Source organism: Neotamlana laminarinivorans (assembly GCF_020523925.1).
Classification (GTDB): Bacteria; Bacteroidota; Bacteroidia; order Flavobacteriales; family Flavobacteriaceae; genus Neotamlana; species Neotamlana laminarinivorans.
Window position 1 is genome coordinate 1 of record NZ_JAJAPW010000012.1, and the last position, 18,873, is coordinate 18,873.

Below are 18,873 nucleotides of genomic sequence, written 5' to 3' on the forward strand. Positions count from 1 at the left end.
GTGTCTATTTTCCATTCATATCTTACTGATTTAATTTCAGATGTGTCAATTTTTACTTGCGAAAAACTCGAAGTATAAACTGAAATTATAATGATAAGCAGGATGTTTTTCATAATTGTACACAACGGACTCGTATAACCGTCAGTTTACGGGTTAAAGTACGCAAATTTTTCGGTTTAGCACAGACGTTAGCAATTCCGAGTGGATTCGGACGTAGTCGAATCCGCCGTAATTGCGGTTATACATTGTTGGGCTTAGTTTTTATTTTTTTCTCTTTGTTCATAATATTCTCCGAATATCTCAGCACATAAATAACCAGTTGCCATTGAGAACTTCAGTCTTAATTCATAATCTGGGTTTATAAAATTTTCACTAGCAATATTTATCACAGAATTTATGTATTCTTGAATCAGTTGTTCGTTCACAGTTAAAGTATGAGCTATTCCGTTTCTTATCTTATTTAATAATTTAAGAGATTTTATAAGTCCAACACTTCTTTCTCCAAAATTTCCAAAATGTTCTATCATTCCAATTTTTAGACTATGATTATATCCTCCTTTGAAAAAGTTTGCGTCTGGATTGTTAGATAAGTTTTCAAGATAACAGTTAATGGTAAATTCAGTTATAATATGACCTTTAAGAATTAATAATTCTAGGTCATATATGTTTTTAAAGTTGTCTAACAAAAGTACTTTGAAATCATCTAAATTATAGTCTCTTATTTGTTCCATTCGGTTTTCGGTAAATTAAGCCCAACGTGTTTGTATATGGTTTGTTGCGTTGTTTAAGCACTAAATTTAGCAAATAAAAACCGAATAGAAAATCCGCGAGGATTTTCGTAAGTAGGCTAGAACTAGCAATAAATTATATACGGTGTTAGGGCTAGTTTTTATATTTCCTTAATGTTTTCTACAAGTTCATCATAAGGTCTTGTTACTCGATTTGTGAAATCCATATATTGTAATGATTCAAGTCTTGGATGAAGTGATGTTTGATTTAACATAATTGGAAATATTTTAATTCCTTTTCCCCAAGCAAAAGCCCATTCATAAGTCACATATTCTGATTTTCTAGCGTCTGGTGACATAATTACTATTATTGCTTTTGATTTTTCAATTCCGGAATCTATTTCTTCTCTCCAGTTTTGTCCAATTTTTAGTCTTTCATTATCCATCCAACATTTAATTCCGTTTTTTTTTAGATGAAGTTTTAATAACTCAGCAAAATCAGCATCATTATGAGAATGAGAAATAAATACTTGTCCATCAACTGTTTTCGGTTTTTTAGGTTTTGTAGACTTATTTTTTCTTTTTTTAAATTCCGAAAAGATGTTTATTATTGTTAGAACTAACTCGTTTAATACTGAAGCCTGTTCGTTCGAGTTTAATTCTTCAAAAACTTCGTTGTTTGAAGGGAATATTTTGCTTTTTACAATCCAATTTTTAGAAGACCAATTAGTTTTATTATATATTATTGGAAATATAATTTTATTATCAGTTTCTAATATTTCTGTGTACTTATCTTCTGATTTTGTAGGGTAAAAAGATAGAAATTCTGATGTGATAATGGGAATAAGAATATCAGATTCATTCATTATTCTTACATCTTCTCCATCTTCTGCAATAAAACCACTTTCACGAATATCTAAAAATGTTGTAATTGATAGTTCTTCATCTATTTTTTTTATTCGTTTAGCTAAATTAGATGCAAATTCATCTGTCGATGGAAAGTGGTCAATAAATATCTTCATATGCTGTTTTTTTGAAATTAGCCCTAACGTGTTTGTGTATGATTTCGTTGCGTGTTTCAGCAACTAATTTAGCAAATACAAACCGAATAGAAAATCCGCGAGGATTTTCGTAAGTAGGCGAGTACTAGCAATGAATTATACACGGTGTTGGCTTTTAGTGCTTTATTCGTTTAATATATTTTCTCCATTTCTAATAAATTCAGTTAAATTCCACGAGTTTCCATTTTTGAATTCATATTTTATGTATCCAAACTCTTTACTCCAAAAAACGGTTTTTAAATCATAAGCAAATGGCATATCATTATTATATTCTGCATCTATTTCGATTGATTCGTATTTTGACTTGTTTTCAAATTTCGATTCCAATTCAGAGATTTTAAATGTAATTTCTGAATATGATAAAGTGTCTCTTCTTTTTTTGAAATTCAAAGTGAGATAGTCAGTTTCTTCTCCAGAACTTAATTTCAAAATATCAACATAATCTTTAGTTACTTTATTTCCAATTGAACTCGTAAAAGGATTTATTAGGCTTATTTCACCTGTAATGAAATAGGTGGTTTGATAGTCAGGGAAAAGAGCTAAATGGTCGTTCGGATTTGTATAACTGCTTATTTCTTTAACAAAAATTGTATCAACTTCATTAGCGTTAGATTTAAAAACCAATTTGTCACCAATTTCATAAGGTTGCCAGTCAAAAGATTCAGAGTCTATTTTATATTCAGCTCTGCAAGAAAGTAGTAAAGGAATTAAAATAAAAATAGATACTTTTTTCATTTGTAGATTAGGTTTGTGCATTAAAGCCAACGTATTTGTATAAGCTTAGTTGCGCTGGAAATCCGCTAGGATTTTCAGATTAAGAAACTAAGATAGTAAAAATGCGAGGATTTTCCGCAGGAAAATCAGAAGCAATTAAACTTATACGGTGTTACAAAATGTAGCGACACGTCAGATTGGTTTAAGGTTGTATTTTGTCCGCGTAAAATTTCAAAAATTCAGGTTTTGAGTTTTTTAGAATATTCTAACTTAAAATTCTCAAAAAAAAATCGCGAACAGTAAACCACGCTTTTTTCAGTTGTTGTAAAATTCCGCAACCTTGCTCAATTCCGCAAGATTGAGATTCTGCGTAACGATTGTCAGATTCAGAGTTTGAGTGTTCAATTCCGCGCGCTGCTTTGATCAAATTCAGATTTAGAATTCCATCGGATTTCTCCGCGTTTGAGTGAGTTCGGAGGTGTTTTTTGTAACGGTTTTGTATATGATACATTGCGTGGTTTAGTACGTAATTTAGCAAATAAAAACTGAATAGAAAATCCGCGAGGATTTTCGTAAGTAAGCTTTCACTAGCAATGGATTATATACGTTGTTAGGCACAGTATTTATTAAATTTTATATTTCGCAATCACTTTTTTTCTAATTTCTTCACTTGCTAATTCAACGCCTCCTTGACTTCCAAAAATTTGATAATTTTCTTTTTGGCTATAAATTCTGTCAATTAGCATTTTGAATGGTGTTTGGTGTAAGTCATCCTCTTGAACTGCTTTTTGAATTATTGGTAGATATTTTTCCATCATTTCAAGGTTTGAATGTTGAATTACACTCCACATTACAGACTCAAATTTTTCTCCAACTAACGTTTTACCAATATATTTTTGATATTTATTAAATAATGAATCTATGAGTTTTTGATTTCGTTTGTCCAATGCAGGTTGTTTTTTTAAATATATCTTTTCTTCAGCACTCCGATATTCTTGGTCAAGTTTGCTAATATTTGAAATCAATTCCACAAGATTATAATCTAGATTATTTTCTGAAGAATAAGTTTTTAAATCAACTTCAGTTGACTCTTCATTATTAGAATTTTGACAAAATAGTATTTGTTTTTCTATATCATCACGTATTAAATCAAATTTACTTGATTTAAAAAATAAACTCGACATAAAATATTCGCAACTCCCTTGAGATTTTTTAAACTTTTTATAGGCGATTAATATATTTTTCTTGCTTTCATTTAATGTGAGAAAGGATGATAGTATATTATAATAATCAGCTCGATTGAATCCTAGAGCATCATTATTTACATCTTTCTTTACTTCATTTAATACAAATACTGCGTGTTCAAATTTTTTGTCTGAAACTTCATTCTGTTTTGGTTCATACTCTATAATTTCTTTTTCAAAATTTTCATAGCTAAAAGTAAATTCATTTGTTTGAGCATTGCAACAAATAAAAGTAGAGAGAATAAAAACTGGTAAAATTAAATATTTCATTCAAGTGTCTTTTTAAATTAAAATTATGTTGGCAAGTTCAATAATTTTTAACTTTATTTCAGTTAATTAGTGTTAATGACTGCTAATCGATTTACGACTCGGACTTTTTCCATATTGTGCCTAACGGTTTTGTATAAGATTAGTTGCGTGGTTTAGCAACTAATTTAGCAAATACAAACCGAATAGAAAATCCGCGAGGATTTTCGTAGGTAGACTTGCACTAGCAATTAATTTTATACGGTGTTGTACTGCGTTATTTTTTATCAAATTCTTTAATTAAACTATGTAATTTATCATTTTCTGAAAGTCTTTCAAGCCACTTTCTCGCTGATATTCCGTGATTATTTATTTTATCCAAATCCGCTCCACGATTCAGAAGTTCTTCTATTATCTCAAACCTCAATTGATTAATTTCTTTTTGTTCCTCTCTCCAAGTCAGACCATATTCTCTAATTGCAGTAAATATTGGATTATTTCCGTGTTTTTCGGTTGAGTTAATCTCTGCTCTTCCAGTTTTTATTAAAATCAAAGCAATGTTTGACATACTATGAAATGACAAAGCTATTTCCAATGCATTATATCCATCTTTTGTTTTTACATTGATATCTACACCTTTTTCAATAATATATTTAACAAGTTTTACGTGATTTTCAGAACCTTTGAATTCAGAGTTACAGTCGCTAATTACGCTAATTAAAATACTCCTTGAATGTTCGTAATCAGTATATCCATTCACATCTATTTTTTGATTTTCAATTAGCTCAATTACTTTATCATAAGAAGCTTGGTACAAACTTTGGAAAAATTGAATTCTAATTTTGTCATCAATTTCATAAAGTTGTTTAGTCCGATTAATTTCAGATTCAGAGTTTTGTGATGAGAATAAACCTTTAAATAAATTCATTAGTTTCTTGGTTGGTCATAATGCAGTACAACGTATTTGTATAAGCTTAGTTGCGCTGGAAATCCGCGAGGATTTTCAGATTAAGAAACTAAGATAGTAAAAATGCGAGGATTTTCCGCAGGAAAATCAGAAGCAATTAAACTTATACGTTGTTACAAAATGTAGCGACACATCAGATTGGTTGCGCTCTGCATTTTGTCCGCGTAAAATTTGAAAAATCGGATTTTGAGTTTTTTAGAATATTCTAACTTAAAATTCAAAAAAAAATCGCGAATAGTAAACCACGCTTTTTTCAGCCGTTGTAAAATTCCGCAACCTTGCTCAATTCCGCAAGAGTGAGATTCCGCGTAACGATTGTTAGATTCAGAGTTTTAAAATTCAGAGTTTGAGTGTTCAATTCCGCGTGTTGCTTTTGTCAAATTCAGATTTATATTTCCATCGGATTTCTCCGCGTCTGAGTGAGTTCTGAGCTATTTTTTGTAACGTGTTTGTGTATGGTTAGTTGCGTGGTTAAGCAACTAAGTTAACAAACATTTACGAACCCGTGAAAATTCCGAAGGAATTTTCCAAATAAGCATTTGCCATAGCAATTAATTATACACGGTGTTGGCAAATCGTTTTTTATTGAACTTATATTATTCTTCAATATCAAATAAATATTCAACGGTGACTTTAAAAAAACGAGCCATTTTTATTGCTAATGTAACCGAAGGATTAAACTTGTTTTTTTCTATGGCGTGAATAGTTTGTCGTGAAACGTTTAATTCTTTTGCTAAAGCTGCTTGTGTTAAGTTGTGTCTAGCTCTTTCTACTTTTACAAGGTTTTTCATAAGTACATTTTTCTTTTGATAAAAAATATTATTATGTACGACCAAAGTAACGGAAATATAAAATAATCTAAAGTTAGTTTTAAATCTTTAGCTAACACGTACAAAAAAATTGTAACTAATAAGCCAATTATAAAAGTAAGTTGAAATGATTCTAACCTTAATTTGTCTATATAATCGTCTTCTACTTTTTCTTTCGAAATCATATAAATAAGTATTGCGATTATTGCAACAAAATCAATTCCATAAATTACTGCGCCTCCAGTAACGGCGTTTAATAGTCCTAATATTTCATAACCCAAATCGGATTCTGTTCCTAATTTTGATGCGTCAATTCCAGGTAGTTTAGTACTATATTTATAAATTGAATTATTAATAAAGTTTAAACTTCCATTAATTAAAGAGGCTATAATGAAAAGGGCTAAACCTAGTTTTTTGCACCAATTAGGTAATATTTGTGTTTTCATATTCTATTATTTTTATATAAAAGTATATAATAATTTACATTTAGAGAAATAAAATAGAATATTTTTTGATTTCACTTTATTTCAGATGATTTTAGTTTGAAGTGAGAATGTCCAATATAACGAGTCGTTGGAAATGTTTGCCAACGTATTTGTATAAGCTTAGTTGCGCTGGAAATCCGCGAGGATTTTCAGATTAAGAAACTAAGATAATAAAAATGCGAGGATTTTCCGCAGGAAAATCAGAAGCAATTAAACTTATACGGTGTTACAAAATGTAGCGACACGTCAGATTGGTTTAGCATTGCATTTTGTCCGCGCAAAATTTCAAAATTCAGGTTTTGAGTTTTTTAGAATATTCTAAATTAAAATTCTCAAATAAAAACGCGAATAGTAAACCACGCTTTTTTTCAGACGTTTTAAAATTCCGCAACCTTGTTCAATTCCGCAAGAGTGAGATTCCGTGTAACGATTGTCAGATTCAGAGTTTTAAAATTCAGAGTTTGAGTGTTCAATTCCGCGCGTTGCTTTGGTCAAATTCAGATTTAGTTTTCCATCGGATTTCTCCGCGTCTGAGTGGGTTCGGAGCTATTTTTTGTAACGTGTTTGTGTATGGTTAGTTGCGCGGTTGAGCAACTAAGTTAGCAAACTTTTACGAACCCGAGAAAATTCCGCAGGAATTTTCGCAAGTAAGCACATAAAAAGCAATTAATTATACACGTTGTTGTGCGTTCGTTTTTTATTTCCATTGTCTGTTTTTCAAGTGGGTTTTCTTTAATGAATATCCATCGTTAAAAAACAATTTTCCGTTATTCAAAACCATTATTTTATCAGTCAAAAATCTCGGAACAGCGTTTAAGTCCAAATCTCTAACAATAATTTCTATTTCGTTATAATTCGGATTATCGATTTCTATTGTTTCTTTTTGTCCTAAATAATGGTAGGTAATAGTCTTAATTTCTTGACTTTCTAATTCCACAATTCCATTCACGTCTGCTGCTTTTCCATCGTTTTGGTCATTCACTACAATGAACGCAGCTGCAAGAGGTAATTCCAAATCTCGGATTGTAATTTTGATATTCTCAATTCGGTCAGGATTTATTTTTCCGCTATAAGTCGTACTTGGATTTTTTGGTTGTTCATATGTGTTCAGTTTTATACTGTCAGTAGATATTTGTTCCCAATTTCCTTTGACTACAGTTCCACCACCAACATCCATAAAAATAAAATACTCAAATGTTTTGTCCGATTTCAGTTCAATTTGAGTGCAAGCAAGGTAACTTTTTCCGCATTTTCCATATAAACCAATTACGGATTTATTCGTTGAACACGAACTAAAAAAAAGTAAAATTAAAATCAGTTTAATGTATTTCACGGGTTTTTCTTAAATGACGCACAACGTATTTGTATAAGCTTAGTTGCGCTGGAAATCCGCGAGGATTTTCAGATTAAGGAACTAAGATAATAAAAATGCGAGGATTTTCCGCAGGAAAATCAGAAGCAATTAAACTTATACGGTGTTACAAAATGTAGCGACACGTCAGATTGGTTTAGCATTGCATTTTGTCCACGCAAAATTTCAAAAATTCAGGTTTTGAGTTTTTTAGAATATTCTAACTTAAAATTCAAAAAAAAAATCACGAACATTAAACCACGCTTTTTTCAGCCGTTGTAAAATTCCGCAACCTTGCTCAATTCCGCAAGAGTGAGATTCCGCCTAACGATTGTCAGATTCAGAGTTTTAAAATTCAGAGTTTGAGTGTTCAATTCCGCGCGCTGCTTTGTTCAAATTCAGATTTATATTTCCATCGGATTTCTCCGCGTCTGAGTGAGTTCGGAGTTATTTTTTGTAACGGCTTCGTATAACCGTCAGTTACGGGTTAAAGTACGCAAATTTTTCGGTTAAGCACAGACGTTAGCAATTTCGAGTGGATTCGGACGTAGTCGAATCCGCCGTAATTGCGGTTATACATTGTTGCCATTAGTGCTTTACCTTTCCAATATTTCCATTTCACTTCTTGACTTTAACTTTTTTGTTAGAGCAATAATTATGATTGATAGAATTATTAAATACCCAATGATGTTTTTAATAATCCCAAAGTTAGCTAGAAATAGAACAATCCCAGTAATACTTCGACCACTACCAATAATCTTATATTCAACTCCACTTTCAATTTGTATCGCTAGATATAATGACCATAAAAATATTCCTGTCATAAATAATAACGCGAAAAATTGAGCTTTACCATAGCTCAGAATACTTGGGATTTTAGAACTGTAATTAAAATTCGTTAACTCAGATTTTAAAAAATCAAAAATTTCCTGTTTAATAGTTGTATCTTTAACTATTAGTTCATCTTCTGAACCACTTCCATAAAATATTTTTATTTCATTTTTTCCGCTTTGGTTTTCGATTCTTTTAATGTAGGAATATGGAATACTAAAAAGACTTTCTAAGAAAGAGAGATTTAAAGTTTCAGATGTCAATTTATTCAGTTCTTCCTGTTTTGGGTTTCCTTTATAAATTGTATTGTCTTTTATGTAAATCAGCTTATTATATTTAGAATCTCTTATCTTCCAAAATTTCTGCATTTCGTTTATTCGGTATTAATGGCAACGGTTTTGTATAATTTCCCAGCTAAGGGAAGGTTAGGAGTAAAGATAGTAAAAAGAGCTAACTTTGACGCTTTTGCGTCTGTGTCCGCAGGACACAACCCAACCTTAGTTGGAATTATACATTGTTGTGCAACGTTATTTTTTTATAATCCATTGTGTTTTAAAAAATCCTTTTCTTAATTTCAATTCAATTGAGTCGTTCACATTTAGTCTGTCAAATTCTTTTTTTGAAACTCTCATTAAGTCATTTTCTAAAATCGGTCCCCAAGGTTCAAAGTCAATTCTATAAGCAGTTGTTTTTCCTTTTTCAATCTCTTTATTTATGATTTTTGCTTTATAAAATTCAGGTTTTGATTTGTCTAGAAGTGCATTTGTCAAAATTGCTGTTCCGCAACCAAAAGTAAATATGAATAAAATTGCCCAAACTATTACTGCAAATATTTTTTTTCCAATTAGATATTCTTTTGTTCCATAAAACAAGACAATTATTAAGGGGACACTAATTATTAAAGCATAAATGAATATATTTTTAAATCCAATTATTTTTAAATCAATTAATGCTCTTAAAATTAATGCGAATGAAGGGAATAGAATCGCTGAATCTATTTTTGGAATAGGTGAATTATTCCATTTTCTATAGTCAATTCTAACTTTCCCTTGATGTTTTAGTGCAAATAAAATTCCGATAATCGGAATTATAATGTTAACCAAAACAGAAAGTTCATAAAATTTCGGATAAGCAAAAAGCCAAATTGCAGATAAACCTCCAATCCAATTTAGTACAGTTGAAATTTTCTTAATCGTCATTCAGAGTTTGAGTGGTTAATGTTGCACAACGTGTTTGTATATGGTTTGTTGCGTGGTTTAAGCACTAAAGTTAGCAAATAAAAACCGAATAGAAAATCCGAGAGGATTTTCGTAAGTAGGCTAGAACTAGCAATAAATTATATACGGTGTTGTAAGCAGTTTTTATTTCAGTTTAGTTTTTACGAATTCGACAGTCTTTTTAAAGTTCTCACTTCCGATTTCATTTTCTCCGATTATCATTATATCTCCTTTATCTGGTTCTAAAATCAGAAGTAAATTCGATTGTACTACTTTAAATCCTTTGAATTCATTCCATTTTACGTCTCTTGTTATGTTTTTGTCAATGTATTTAACAGAGTGTTGCTTAAATTCAAAAATTCCGTTGCCAAAGTCAGATTCCACTTCCGCAACTTTTTCTTTTACTTTCTCAAAATATGTACTTTTGAGTTTGCTATATAATTGAAATTTCGGGTATGCTTTTATGATGTATACTGCACCCAAAACGACGAAAACAATTCCGAGATATGATTTTCCGATAATAATTGAAATTCCGATTAATGTTGATATTAAACCAACAATTAAAGATTCCCTTGCATCTTTAAGATAAGGTTTGTAAATCAATGGAATTATCAACTGTGTTTGATTTAGATAAATTTCCGATTTAAATGGTATGTCAAATTTCAATTTGAGGAAGTTTTTATTTAAAATTTTCTTTCCACTCGATTCGCCTTAATTCAGTCAACGAGTCAATTTCTTTTAGATATTTAGATTTCCAATCAATTCCGTTTTTTTTGGTCAAATGTTTATCAATTTCAGAGTTGTAAATTTCAATGCCATTTAATTCCGTTCCACTTACCATACATCCAAATCCGATGTTTGTAAATCCATATTTTTGACTTACTATATTCATTTCTGCTGGTGAAATCAATAATTCACCAATTAATATTTTATGCAGTGAATTATTATCAATATCAGATTTTGCGGTCAAATAATTAAATCGGTTAAAAAATCCGAAATTCCATAATCCGATTCCAATTAGAATCAACATTATTCCACTAAATATTATTGTCTTTCGGGGCATTCTCAAATTGCTTACAACGGTCTCGTATAACCGTCAGTTACGGGATTAAAGTTAATAATTTTCGGTTTAGCACTGACGTTAGCAATTCCGAGTGGATTCGGACGTAGTCGAATCCGCCGTAATTGCGGTTATACATTGTTGTGTTTAGTTATTTTCCTATTTGATTTGCTATTAGCCCTCCAATAACTGAAATCACTAATCCGATTATTACTACTGTATTTATTGTTTTTCTTAATGATTCCTTCTTTTTAAATGATTCTAAGTAATCCCCCCAACAAAAATTATAGACTGGATAAAGTTTTAAAAAATAGAAGTAAATAATAAGTAATACTGTAAAGATTCCTCCTAATGCAATAAAGGCATATTTCATTGGCTCTACGGTCTCTATGCTCTGACCACTTTCCTGAATTCTCAAAAGAGCTTCTATGGGTTCAGTCAATTTCCCAGATTCATAATCATCGCGAATTTCTTTGATAGTGTTTTCTCTATTTGAATTTCCGGTAAATAATGTAAACATTAATGCAATAGTCATTGCAAGAGGAACACTCATAGTAATAAAAAACCTATATCTTTTGTTTTTTGAGTTGTAATTAATATTCCATCTCCTAATTTTTTTTATTCTTTCGTCTAGTAATGAGCTTGTTATAAAAACCCAATCTCTTGTCAGACCACTTATATTGTAACGAATACTTATCTCTGTTGAGATATTGTTTGAGTCTGCATTTGTAAATTCTAATACAACCTTTCTAGATTCTTTAATTTCTGAAGTGATTTTTAATTCTATAATCAAAGCAGAACCACTGTTTTCAAGAGACAGAATTTCTTCTAAATCATTAGTTTCTGCAACAACTCCATTTTCAAATTTGACTGAAAAATTATTTTCAATTTTTCCTTCAGATTCCTTTTTAAGTTGCTCTTGAATTAAGTCATTAAATCTTCTTAATTCTTGTTCATTTAATATGAATCCGTGATAAAATGATTTATTTGCTTCTACGTTTAATTTTTTCATTTTCTAATTTGGTTGGTCATAATTAAACACAACGTGTTTGTATATGGTTTGTTGCGTGGTTTAGCACGTAATTTAGCAAATAAAAACCGAATAGAAAATCCGCGAGGATTTTCGTAAGTAGGCTAGAACTAGCAATAAATTATATACGGTGTTGGCATTTCGTTGTTTTTTATTCAGATTTCTGTTTACTCGACTTAATTCAGTTTTATATTTTTCCTGCGTTTGAGTAAATATGGTCAGCTATTTATTTCGTAAATTTTCAATTCCAGTTACTTAAATATTCTAAACGTCAGAATGAGATTTTTTTTTAGATTTAATTTGTCCTGTTATTAACAGTCCAATTCCTCCTCCGACTAATAATCCGGTAAGAAAATCAGTTCCATCATTTTCAAATGAAAACTGCAAAATAATTCCGATTATCAACATTATTAAACCAATTATTCTTATTCTATTCATAGTATATTTTTTTAATTCAGTTTAAGATTCCGCAAACGAGCTAAAAGTCAAACATTTTGTTTTAAGTCACTCTTTTTTATATTTCTTATGTTCTATTTTCTTTTTTTCTAAAATAGCATAAAATTTTCGTGGCGAGATTTTCAGTTCTTTTGTTATCTCGCTCACTTTTTTCTTTCCTTTCTTATACAGTTTTAAATTCTTGTTTACTTTTTTGTCAAAGTAATGTTTTTTCCAGTTTCTCAACGATTTGTAATTCAGTCAGATTTGAGTCATTCGCATATTTTTCAATTTCCGATTTAATGTCTTTTAAATTACTCATAATTGTCATTTTTAACGGTTCTGCTCAATGAATGCCAACGTACTTGTGTATGGTTAGTTGCGTGGTTAAGCAACTAATTTAGCAAATAAATCACAGATAGAATATTCCGTAGGAATGTTCGTAAGTCGGCAGTGACCTAGCAATTAATTATACACGGTGTTAGGCAACGTTTTTATTCAGCTAAATTCAGAGGATAGACTTTTCGTATTTCAGATAATTGTTCTTTGGTCAAACTATCTAATTCAATATTATATTTTTCTTTAGATAGTGTTTCTCTTAAAATTCGAATTTCACCAACTATGGCATTTTGTACATCAATAAAAGTACTGTAGCTAGATTCTGGTGCGTTTTTTATAGAAATGATTGATTCAGATTTGTTTTTATTTTCATATTCGCGAACTTTTGTTTTCAGTTCATCAATATCAAGCTTTTCATTATCAACAAGTAATTGATTGCTTCCATCTATGTATATATTTATAGCTTTGCTTAAGTCGTATTCAGTTTTGGTTTCTGAAACTTCAGGAAGTTCTTTAACAAGTCCTTTATCATTTATACAGCTAAAGAACGCTAGTATAAATAAACAGCTAATAGATATTTTTAATTTCATTCTACGGTTTTTTTCTAATGTTGCCTAACGTGTTTGTATAAGCTTAGTTGCGCTGGAAATCCGCGAGGATTTTCAGATTAAGAAACTAAGATAGTAAAAATGCGAGGATTTTCCGCAGGAAAATCAGCAGCAATTAAACTTATACGGTGTTACAAAATGTAGCGACACGTCAGATTGGTTTAAGGTTGTATTTTGTCCGCGTAAAATTTCAAAAATTCAGGTTTTGAGTTTTTTAGAATATTTTAACTTAAAATTCTCAAAAAAAAAAATCGCGAACAGTAAACCACGCTTTTTTCAGCCGTTGTAAAATTCCGCAACCTTGCTCAATTCCGCAAGAGTGAGATTCCGCGTAACGATTGTCAGATTCAGAGTTTTAAAATTCAGAGTTTGAGTGTTCAATTCCGCGCGCTGCTTTGATCAAATTCAGATTTATATTTCCATCGGATTTCTCCGCGTCTGAGTGAGTTCGGAGCTATTTTTTGTAACGTATTTGTATAAGCTTAGTTGCGCTGGAAATCCGCGAGGATTTTCAGATTAAGGAACTAAGATAATAAAAATGCGAGGATTTTCCGCAGGAAAATCAGAAGCAATTAAACTTATACGGTGTTACAAAATGTAGCGACACGTCAGATTGGTTTTGCTCTGCATTTTGTCCGCGTAAAATTTGAAAAAATCGGATTTTAAGTTTTTTAGAATATTCTAACTTAAAATTCAAAAAAAAATCCCGAATAGTAAAGCACGCTTTTTTCAGCCGTTGTAAAATTCCGCAACCTTGCTCAATTCCGCAAGAGTGAGATTCCGCGTAATGATTGTCAGATTCAGAGTTTTAAAATTTAGAGTTTGAGTGTTCAATTCCGCGCGTTGCTTTTGTCAAATTCAGATTAAGATTGTCATCTGATTTCTCCGCGTCTGAGTGAGTTCAGAGCTATTTTTTGTAACGTTTATGTATAAGGAAAGTTGCGTGTTTGTGTGCGAGGATTTTCCGAAGGAAAATCAGAAGTTAGCAAACAAGCAACTAACTTTGGTTTAGCTAAAACTAGCAATTTTTTTTATACTGTGTTGGCGGTAGTTTTATTCTTTTTTACATAAAAGTCCGCTTGGTACTTTAAATCCATTTGGGTTGTCCTCATTAAATGCAGTTAAATCCGATTTATAACATTTATCTAAAATTTCTGTGATTTTTACATTTATTCTATCACCTATTTTAACAGGATAATCTTCTACTAGAATTTTTTCACAAACTAAATCATATTCACAATTATTTATCCAAATTACTTTCCAAATCATTTCCAGTTTGTTTTTTTTATAACTTTCCTGAATAGAATCAGTTCTAACACTAAATCGGTCATTAATATCAGAGTAGTAAAAAACTCCGTTTTTGAATTGATTACAGTCCAATTCTTGTGAAAAAACATTTCCAAATGAAAAGGTCAAAATTATTATCAATATCTTTCTCATAGTTCTTTTAAATTACAGCCAACGGTTTTGTGTATGGTTAGTTGCGTGTTTAAGCAACTAATTTAGTAAACAAAAACGAACGCGAGAAAATTCCGAAGGAATTTTCCGAATAAACAACGACCAAAGCAATTAATTATACACGTTGTTGTACACCGTAATTATTTTCTTTTCAGAAATTCACTTTTAATTTGGTTGCCAAATGAAGTAAACTCATATTTTCTATAATCTCTATTTGTAGCTTTTGATTTTAGTTTTAAAACATCATATCTTAAAAGAAAGTTCAGCAAATCTTTGAAAACAGGATATTCTATTAGCTCATCGTTATGTATTTTGTCAATTAGTGTGTTAAAATCTTTTAGATTTTTTTCATTTTGTTTTATTTCATTTAAGATATGGTCAATTTCTGATTCATAATTGAATTCCATTTTTAAATCCTCTCCATCAATGTTTTTACCAAGTCTCTCTTCAAGTTTATTTATTTCAGTCCTCAATTTGAGTTTAGAATCTCTTTCTTCTTCTAACTTTTGACTCAATAAATCTCTTTCATTTTTCATTAAGTCATAGTCACTTTTTAAGACGATGCTATTTTTGTCAGATATTTTGTAAATCCAAGGTGTTAATTTTTTCTCTGAAATATTTTTGATTAGTCTACTTAAATTCAACAAAAGAAAAGTGACAATCAAAACAATAAAAGTTATTAAAACACAAACCCCAAGATTTTTAATGAAAGGTATTGGTTCTAAAAATAGCTTTAGATACTCAATTTTTTGTGCTAAAGTTTTTCCTTTTTCAAAATTGAAAACGTTATAAATAAATTCCCAATTATGGATAATCCAGACAATTATCAATGTTCCAAAAAATGGATTCGTTGATTTTTGTTTTAAATTATCTTTGAATGAAAGTATAATATCTTTAATCATATTCTTATGGTGTACAACGGTCTCGTATAACCGTCAGTTACGGGTTAAAGTACGCAAATTTTTCGGTTTAGAACAGACGTTAGCAATTCCGAGTGGATTCGGACGTAGTCGAATCCACTCGGAATTGCGGTTATACATTGTTGTACAACGTACTTACTTTTCCGTATCAATTAACCAAGGATAAGTAAATTCCGTTGCTTTTGTTAATTCCTTTTTTAATTTTTCTCGGTCTAATTCCAATTCAGAATATTCTGCTCGTTCATAGAGTAGGTTATAAGCTGATTGATGAAGTCCGTATTTCTTAAATGTATAAAAATCCGATTTCGCTTTTTTCGAATTCAGATTGTCATTGTCAAATTCAATTTTCAATAAGTCAACCAAAGTATCATTTACAAACTCATTTTCATAGTTCAGTCGTCTTTGTCCTTTTTTCAAAGAGTTAAATTCTCGGATTATTTCATAAATAATTGAGTCGTTTTTCTCCGCTTTTCTACGGTTCCAGAATTCAGTGTAATATTTGGTTTGTACTTCTGGTTTGTTGTAAGTCAGTTCCAAACTGTCCAAAACATTGTCAAAATTCCGTTTTATATAAATTCCATTGGCTATGAATAAATTCTCACTTTTGTAAATTCCGCTTTCAAGTTTTTCATAACCAAATTTTTTAAATGTTTCGTGAATCATTTTTAGATTTTCGGGTTTCCTTATCCATTTACTTTTTGTCCAATCCGAGTGATTTAATCCAAAAAATGAAGTTTGAGTTTCTACATAAAATTCCGCTTCTTTTTTTTCTTTACTAACGCAAGAAACGAGTAAAAAAATCAGAATATTTAATGTTGGCAGTTTGTTCATTCGTATGTTGTACAACGTGTGGCTATTTTTAGTGCGGAAATAGAAAATCAGAGATTTTCAATTAAGCGCGAGGCAAAGCATTTTGTTTGCCTTTATCTTGTTTTTTCAAAAGTCAAATCAAAATGATTTGACGACATTGTAAATATACACTTTTCATTTGATAAAACACAAAAATCCGCATTAACTATAGCTTTTGTTACTTTTAGTGTTTTGTATTTGATTCAACGAGTTTGTTTCCGTTTGCGTTAGCATCTTTTTTTCTTTTTATTCAGCCGTAATTTTTCAAATTCAGTTTCTATTTTTCCATAAATTTTTCCGCTAAAATTAGTTTCTATTTTTATGAGCTTTTATGAATTCCCGCAAATATTATTTCCCGCATTGTTTTGTCAAATTCAGTTTCTTTATGAGCTTTTATGAATTCCTACAAACTTTATTTCACACATTGTTTTGTCAAATTCAGTTTCTTTATTAGTTTTGATAAATTTCCGCAAACTTTATTTCACGAATTGTTTTGAAAAATAGGAGAGAAGCTTTTTCTTTTTTTACATTAAAAGTAACGTGTTTGTATATGGTTTGTTGCGTGTTTTAAGCATCTAATTTAGTAAATAATTACCGACCAAGAAAGTCCGAGAGGACTTTCGTAAGTAGGCAAGAAGCCAGCAATAAATTATATACGGTGTTGGGCACAGTTTTTAATTTTCAATCCAACTGTAAAATTTTATATTATTCCAACTATATATTGAAATGGTAACTCCTGAATTTTCTTCAATGTTTGTTGAGGAATAATCGTTCAATATGTTAGCTAAATTATCAAATTCGACCGAATCTGTGTATTTATAATATTTTGAGGGATGATTGACCCAGTTTCCATCAGTTGTTTCAGGATAAGGTATTCTTCCTTCTCCTTCAAATTCAAACTCTGTGAAATCAGGATTTTGTTCTATAATGGCCGAATAATCTGTATAAATGTTTGTGTTATTTGTATTAGTTCCGCAAACATATGCAAATGAATTTTTTGGAATCCTAAAAGTTTTGTCGTGTAATGAAGTCGTAAAGTTATTTTCGATTAGTGTTATAGATACTTTTTGTTCGTTAATTTCAATAGAATACTTATCAGTTACTCTTCCATTTAAAAAAGTTACTTTATTTATATTTTGAGGTAACTCGATATAGGATGTTGCAGGTCCCAATGCAGTAAAACATAATCCAGGTTCAATTATCTGCTCAAATCTTACGATTAATTCATTACCATTTATAAATTCGGTTGTTGACAGTCCGTAATTTATACAAGGGTAAATTTCAGAAGTAATTAATTTTAGTTTTAAAACTGGTTCTTGAGTTTCGTTACTTGTATATATTTCTTCCGGCATAAAATTAATTTCCGTATCAATAGAGTTGTCAACTATATACTCGGCATAATCAGAATCATTTAGGACTTCATCATTATCAGAGCTACAGCCTAAAATTGTAAATCCAATTAAAGTAAAGATTAGTAATTTTTTCATAACGATGTTTTTATATTAGATGTAATTTTTCGATTTGGTTGCGTCAAATTGTGCCCAACGTGTTTGTGTATGGCTCGTTGCGGAAAATCAGCTATGATTTTCCGCCGTGACCGAAAGATAGCAAATTGCAATGAATTCCGATTAGGAATTCAGCCGCAATGAGCTATACACGTTGTTGGCAAACGTATTTTATTTTAATAGACTATTTCAGTTATTATTAATCTTTTGATAAAATAGTCATTCAAATCAACATTTGTTTCAAGCATTTGGTCAGCAATAAGTCTTGGGTCAATCGTTCCAGCTGCTTCTCGTATATCGAGATAATCAATCAGAAAATTCGATTTGTTTGATATTGAATTCAATGCTCTCGAATAACTACCAACATAATTTATATCAACCCAGTTTTTTCGAGATTCAATAATTGAATCTTCATCGATTGGTGCTCTGTAATTAAATGATGATTCAGATGTACTGTAACCAAATGTTCCATCTGGCATTAAATATTTACGTTTAATTTTTAACATTGGAATATCGCTAAAACTCAAATTCAGTTTTTCAGGGTCACGTTCAATCCAAATTGAATCTGGAACGCTGTAAATTTCTAATCTTAAATTGCTTTTTTCAAGATATTCTCGACTACTTTCCGAGATTTTTTTCCAGTATTCGGTTTGTCCTTTTGATAGTTCGGTTAGGAATTGTTTGTAGGCTTTTTTGGTATCTAAATTCGGATATTGTCTTTTGAGAAAGTCAGACTCAAAGTCGTTTACAAGATAAGTCAGAGTTTCACTATTTTCTTTTCCCAAAATCTTTTCAAATTCCGCTATTTCTTTTTCGTTTGAACAACTAAAAGTCAGAAGTAAAATTATGATTAGATTGATGAATTTCATAGTTCAGTCATATGTTTGCCAACGTGTTTGTGTATGGTTAGTTGCGTGGTTAAGCAACTAAATTAGCAAACTTTTACGAACCCGAGAAAATTCCGCAGGAATTTTCGCAAGTAGGGAAGAACCTAGCAATTAATTATACACAGTGTT

General features: G+C 30.5%; 20 protein-coding genes. All 20 read right to left on the minus strand.

The features are described from left to right. Positions 1–254: 254 nt before the first annotated feature. The 20 genes from LG649_RS15510 to LG649_RS15605 all read right to left on the minus strand — a co-directional run bounded on the left by LG649_RS15510 (position 255) and on the right by LG649_RS15605 (position 18,726). Positions 255–731, minus strand: coding sequence for a hypothetical protein (locus tag LG649_RS15510; protein WP_226544736.1), 477 nt, complete (start codon positions 729–731; stop codon positions 255–257). Between the two features lie 158 nt (positions 732–889). Then, the gene (locus LG649_RS15515; protein WP_226544737.1) at positions 890–1,750 is read right to left on the minus strand and encodes a toll/interleukin-1 receptor domain-containing protein; all 861 of its coding nucleotides are present in this window, start codon (positions 1,748–1,750) and stop codon (positions 890–892) included. A 162-nt stretch (positions 1,751–1,912) separates the two neighbouring features. Beyond that, the gene (locus LG649_RS15520; RefSeq protein WP_226544738.1) at positions 1,913–2,545 is read right to left on the minus strand and encodes a hypothetical protein; all 633 of its coding nucleotides are present in this window, start codon (positions 2,543–2,545) and stop codon (positions 1,913–1,915) included. Positions 2,546–3,129: 584 nt separating this feature from the next. Then, on the minus strand, positions 3,130–4,017 hold the full coding sequence (locus LG649_RS15525) for a hypothetical protein (protein WP_226544739.1): 888 nt from the start codon (positions 4,015–4,017) through the stop codon (positions 3,130–3,132). A 253-nt stretch (positions 4,018–4,270) separates the two neighbouring features. Continuing rightward, positions 4,271–4,921 (minus strand): ankyrin repeat domain-containing protein, encoded by a 651-nt coding sequence (locus LG649_RS15530; protein ID WP_226544740.1) that lies wholly within the window; start codon positions 4,919–4,921, stop codon positions 4,271–4,273. A 635-nt stretch (positions 4,922–5,556) separates the two neighbouring features. Beyond that, positions 5,557–5,751 (minus strand): helix-turn-helix transcriptional regulator, encoded by a 195-nt coding sequence (locus tag LG649_RS15535; RefSeq protein WP_044632733.1) that lies wholly within the window; start codon positions 5,749–5,751, stop codon positions 5,557–5,559. Then, positions 5,748–6,215, minus strand: coding sequence for a hypothetical protein (locus tag LG649_RS15540; protein ID WP_226544741.1), 468 nt, complete (start codon positions 6,213–6,215; stop codon positions 5,748–5,750). The genes LG649_RS15535 and LG649_RS15540 overlap by 4 nt, the downstream gene beginning before the upstream one ends. A gap of 736 nt (positions 6,216–6,951) precedes the next feature. Next, positions 6,952–7,587, minus strand: coding sequence for a hypothetical protein (locus LG649_RS15545; protein WP_226544742.1), 636 nt, complete (start codon positions 7,585–7,587; stop codon positions 6,952–6,954). A 614-nt stretch (positions 7,588–8,201) separates the two neighbouring features. Beyond that, positions 8,202–8,804, minus strand: coding sequence for a hypothetical protein (locus tag LG649_RS15550; protein ID WP_226544743.1), 603 nt, complete (start codon positions 8,802–8,804; stop codon positions 8,202–8,204). Between the two features lie 159 nt (positions 8,805–8,963). Continuing rightward, a complete protein-coding gene (locus LG649_RS15555; RefSeq protein WP_226544744.1) occupies positions 8,964–9,635 on the minus strand; it encodes a hypothetical protein in 672 nt (223 codons plus the stop codon). Between the two features lie 162 nt (positions 9,636–9,797). Next, complete coding sequence (locus tag LG649_RS15560; RefSeq protein WP_226544745.1) at positions 9,798–10,319, minus strand: hypothetical protein; 522 nt, start codon at positions 10,317–10,319, stop codon at positions 9,798–9,800. A 13-nt stretch (positions 10,320–10,332) separates the two neighbouring features. Next, on the minus strand, positions 10,333–10,623 hold the full coding sequence (locus LG649_RS15565; protein ID WP_226544746.1) for an FEKKY domain-containing protein: 291 nt from the start codon (positions 10,621–10,623) through the stop codon (positions 10,333–10,335). A 241-nt stretch (positions 10,624–10,864) separates the two neighbouring features. After that, positions 10,865–11,725: a hypothetical protein gene (locus tag LG649_RS15570; protein WP_226544747.1), complete on the minus strand. Its 861-nt coding sequence runs from the start codon at positions 11,723–11,725 to the stop codon at positions 10,865–10,867. A 282-nt stretch (positions 11,726–12,007) separates the two neighbouring features. After that, complete coding sequence (locus LG649_RS15575; protein WP_226544748.1) at positions 12,008–12,181, minus strand: hypothetical protein; 174 nt, start codon at positions 12,179–12,181, stop codon at positions 12,008–12,010. Between the two features lie 491 nt (positions 12,182–12,672). Next, on the minus strand, positions 12,673–13,107 hold the full coding sequence (locus LG649_RS15580) for an ExbD/TolR family protein (RefSeq protein ID WP_226544749.1): 435 nt from the start codon (positions 13,105–13,107) through the stop codon (positions 12,673–12,675). A 1,071-nt stretch (positions 13,108–14,178) separates the two neighbouring features. Next, entirely contained in the window at positions 14,179–14,394 is a 216-nt protein-coding gene (locus LG649_RS15585) for a hypothetical protein (protein WP_226544750.1), read from the minus strand. Positions 14,395–14,723: 329 nt separating this feature from the next. Further along, positions 14,724–15,485, minus strand: a complete 762-nt coding sequence (locus LG649_RS15590) for a hypothetical protein (protein WP_226544751.1) — start codon at positions 15,483–15,485, stop codon at positions 14,724–14,726. Between the two features lie 153 nt (positions 15,486–15,638). Then, entirely contained in the window at positions 15,639–16,334 is a 696-nt protein-coding gene (locus LG649_RS15595; RefSeq protein WP_226544752.1) for a hypothetical protein, read from the minus strand. A gap of 692 nt (positions 16,335–17,026) precedes the next feature. Beyond that, positions 17,027–17,704 (minus strand): hypothetical protein, encoded by a 678-nt coding sequence (locus tag LG649_RS15600; RefSeq protein WP_226544753.1) that lies wholly within the window; start codon positions 17,702–17,704, stop codon positions 17,027–17,029. 329 nt (positions 17,705–18,033) lie between these two features. Continuing rightward, positions 18,034–18,726: a hypothetical protein gene (locus tag LG649_RS15605; protein ID WP_226544754.1), complete on the minus strand. Its 693-nt coding sequence runs from the start codon at positions 18,724–18,726 to the stop codon at positions 18,034–18,036. Between the last annotated feature and the right edge of the window lie 147 nt (positions 18,727–18,873).

Excerpts from the sequence above, each read along its gene's own strand:
- LG649_RS15510 (WP_226544736.1), bottom strand. The coding sequence starts at position 731 with ATGGAACAAATAAGAGACTATAATTTAGATGATTTCAAAGTACTTTTG.
- LG649_RS15515 (WP_226544737.1), bottom strand. The coding sequence starts at position 1,750 with ATGAAGATATTTATTGACCACTTTCCATCGACAGATGAATTTGCATCT.
- LG649_RS15520 (WP_226544738.1), bottom strand. The coding sequence starts at position 2,545 with ATGCACAAACCTAATCTACAAATGAAAAAAGTATCTATTTTTATTTTA.
- LG649_RS15525 (WP_226544739.1), bottom strand. The coding sequence starts at position 4,017 with ATGAAATATTTAATTTTACCAGTTTTTATTCTCTCTACTTTTATTTGT.
- LG649_RS15530 (WP_226544740.1), bottom strand. The coding sequence starts at position 4,921 with ATGAATTTATTTAAAGGTTTATTCTCATCACAAAACTCTGAATCTGAA.
- LG649_RS15535 (WP_044632733.1), bottom strand. The coding sequence starts at position 5,751 with ATGAAAAACCTTGTAAAAGTAGAAAGAGCTAGACACAACTTAACACAA.
- LG649_RS15540 (WP_226544741.1), bottom strand. The coding sequence starts at position 6,215 with ATGAAAACACAAATATTACCTAATTGGTGCAAAAAACTAGGTTTAGCC.
- LG649_RS15550 (WP_226544743.1), bottom strand. The coding sequence starts at position 8,804 with ATGCAGAAATTTTGGAAGATAAGAGATTCTAAATATAATAAGCTGATT.
- LG649_RS15555 (WP_226544744.1), bottom strand. The coding sequence starts at position 9,635 with ATGACGATTAAGAAAATTTCAACTGTACTAAATTGGATTGGAGGTTTA.
- LG649_RS15570 (WP_226544747.1), bottom strand. The coding sequence starts at position 11,725 with ATGAAAAAATTAAACGTAGAAGCAAATAAATCATTTTATCACGGATTC.
- LG649_RS15575 (WP_226544748.1), bottom strand. The coding sequence starts at position 12,181 with ATGAATAGAATAAGAATAATTGGTTTAATAATGTTGATAATCGGAATT.
- LG649_RS15580 (WP_226544749.1), bottom strand. The coding sequence starts at position 13,107 with ATGAAATTAAAAATATCTATTAGCTGTTTATTTATACTAGCGTTCTTT.
- LG649_RS15585 (WP_226544750.1), bottom strand. The coding sequence starts at position 14,394 with ATGATTTGGAAAGTAATTTGGATAAATAATTGTGAATATGATTTAGTT.
- LG649_RS15590 (WP_226544751.1), bottom strand. The coding sequence starts at position 15,485 with ATGATTAAAGATATTATACTTTCATTCAAAGATAATTTAAAACAAAAA.
- LG649_RS15595 (WP_226544752.1), bottom strand. The coding sequence starts at position 16,334 with ATGAACAAACTGCCAACATTAAATATTCTGATTTTTTTACTCGTTTCT.
- LG649_RS15600 (WP_226544753.1), bottom strand. The coding sequence starts at position 17,704 with ATGCCGGAAGAAATATATACAAGTAACGAAACTCAAGAACCAGTTTTA.
- LG649_RS15605 (WP_226544754.1), bottom strand. The coding sequence starts at position 18,726 with ATGAAATTCATCAATCTAATCATAATTTTACTTCTGACTTTTAGTTGT.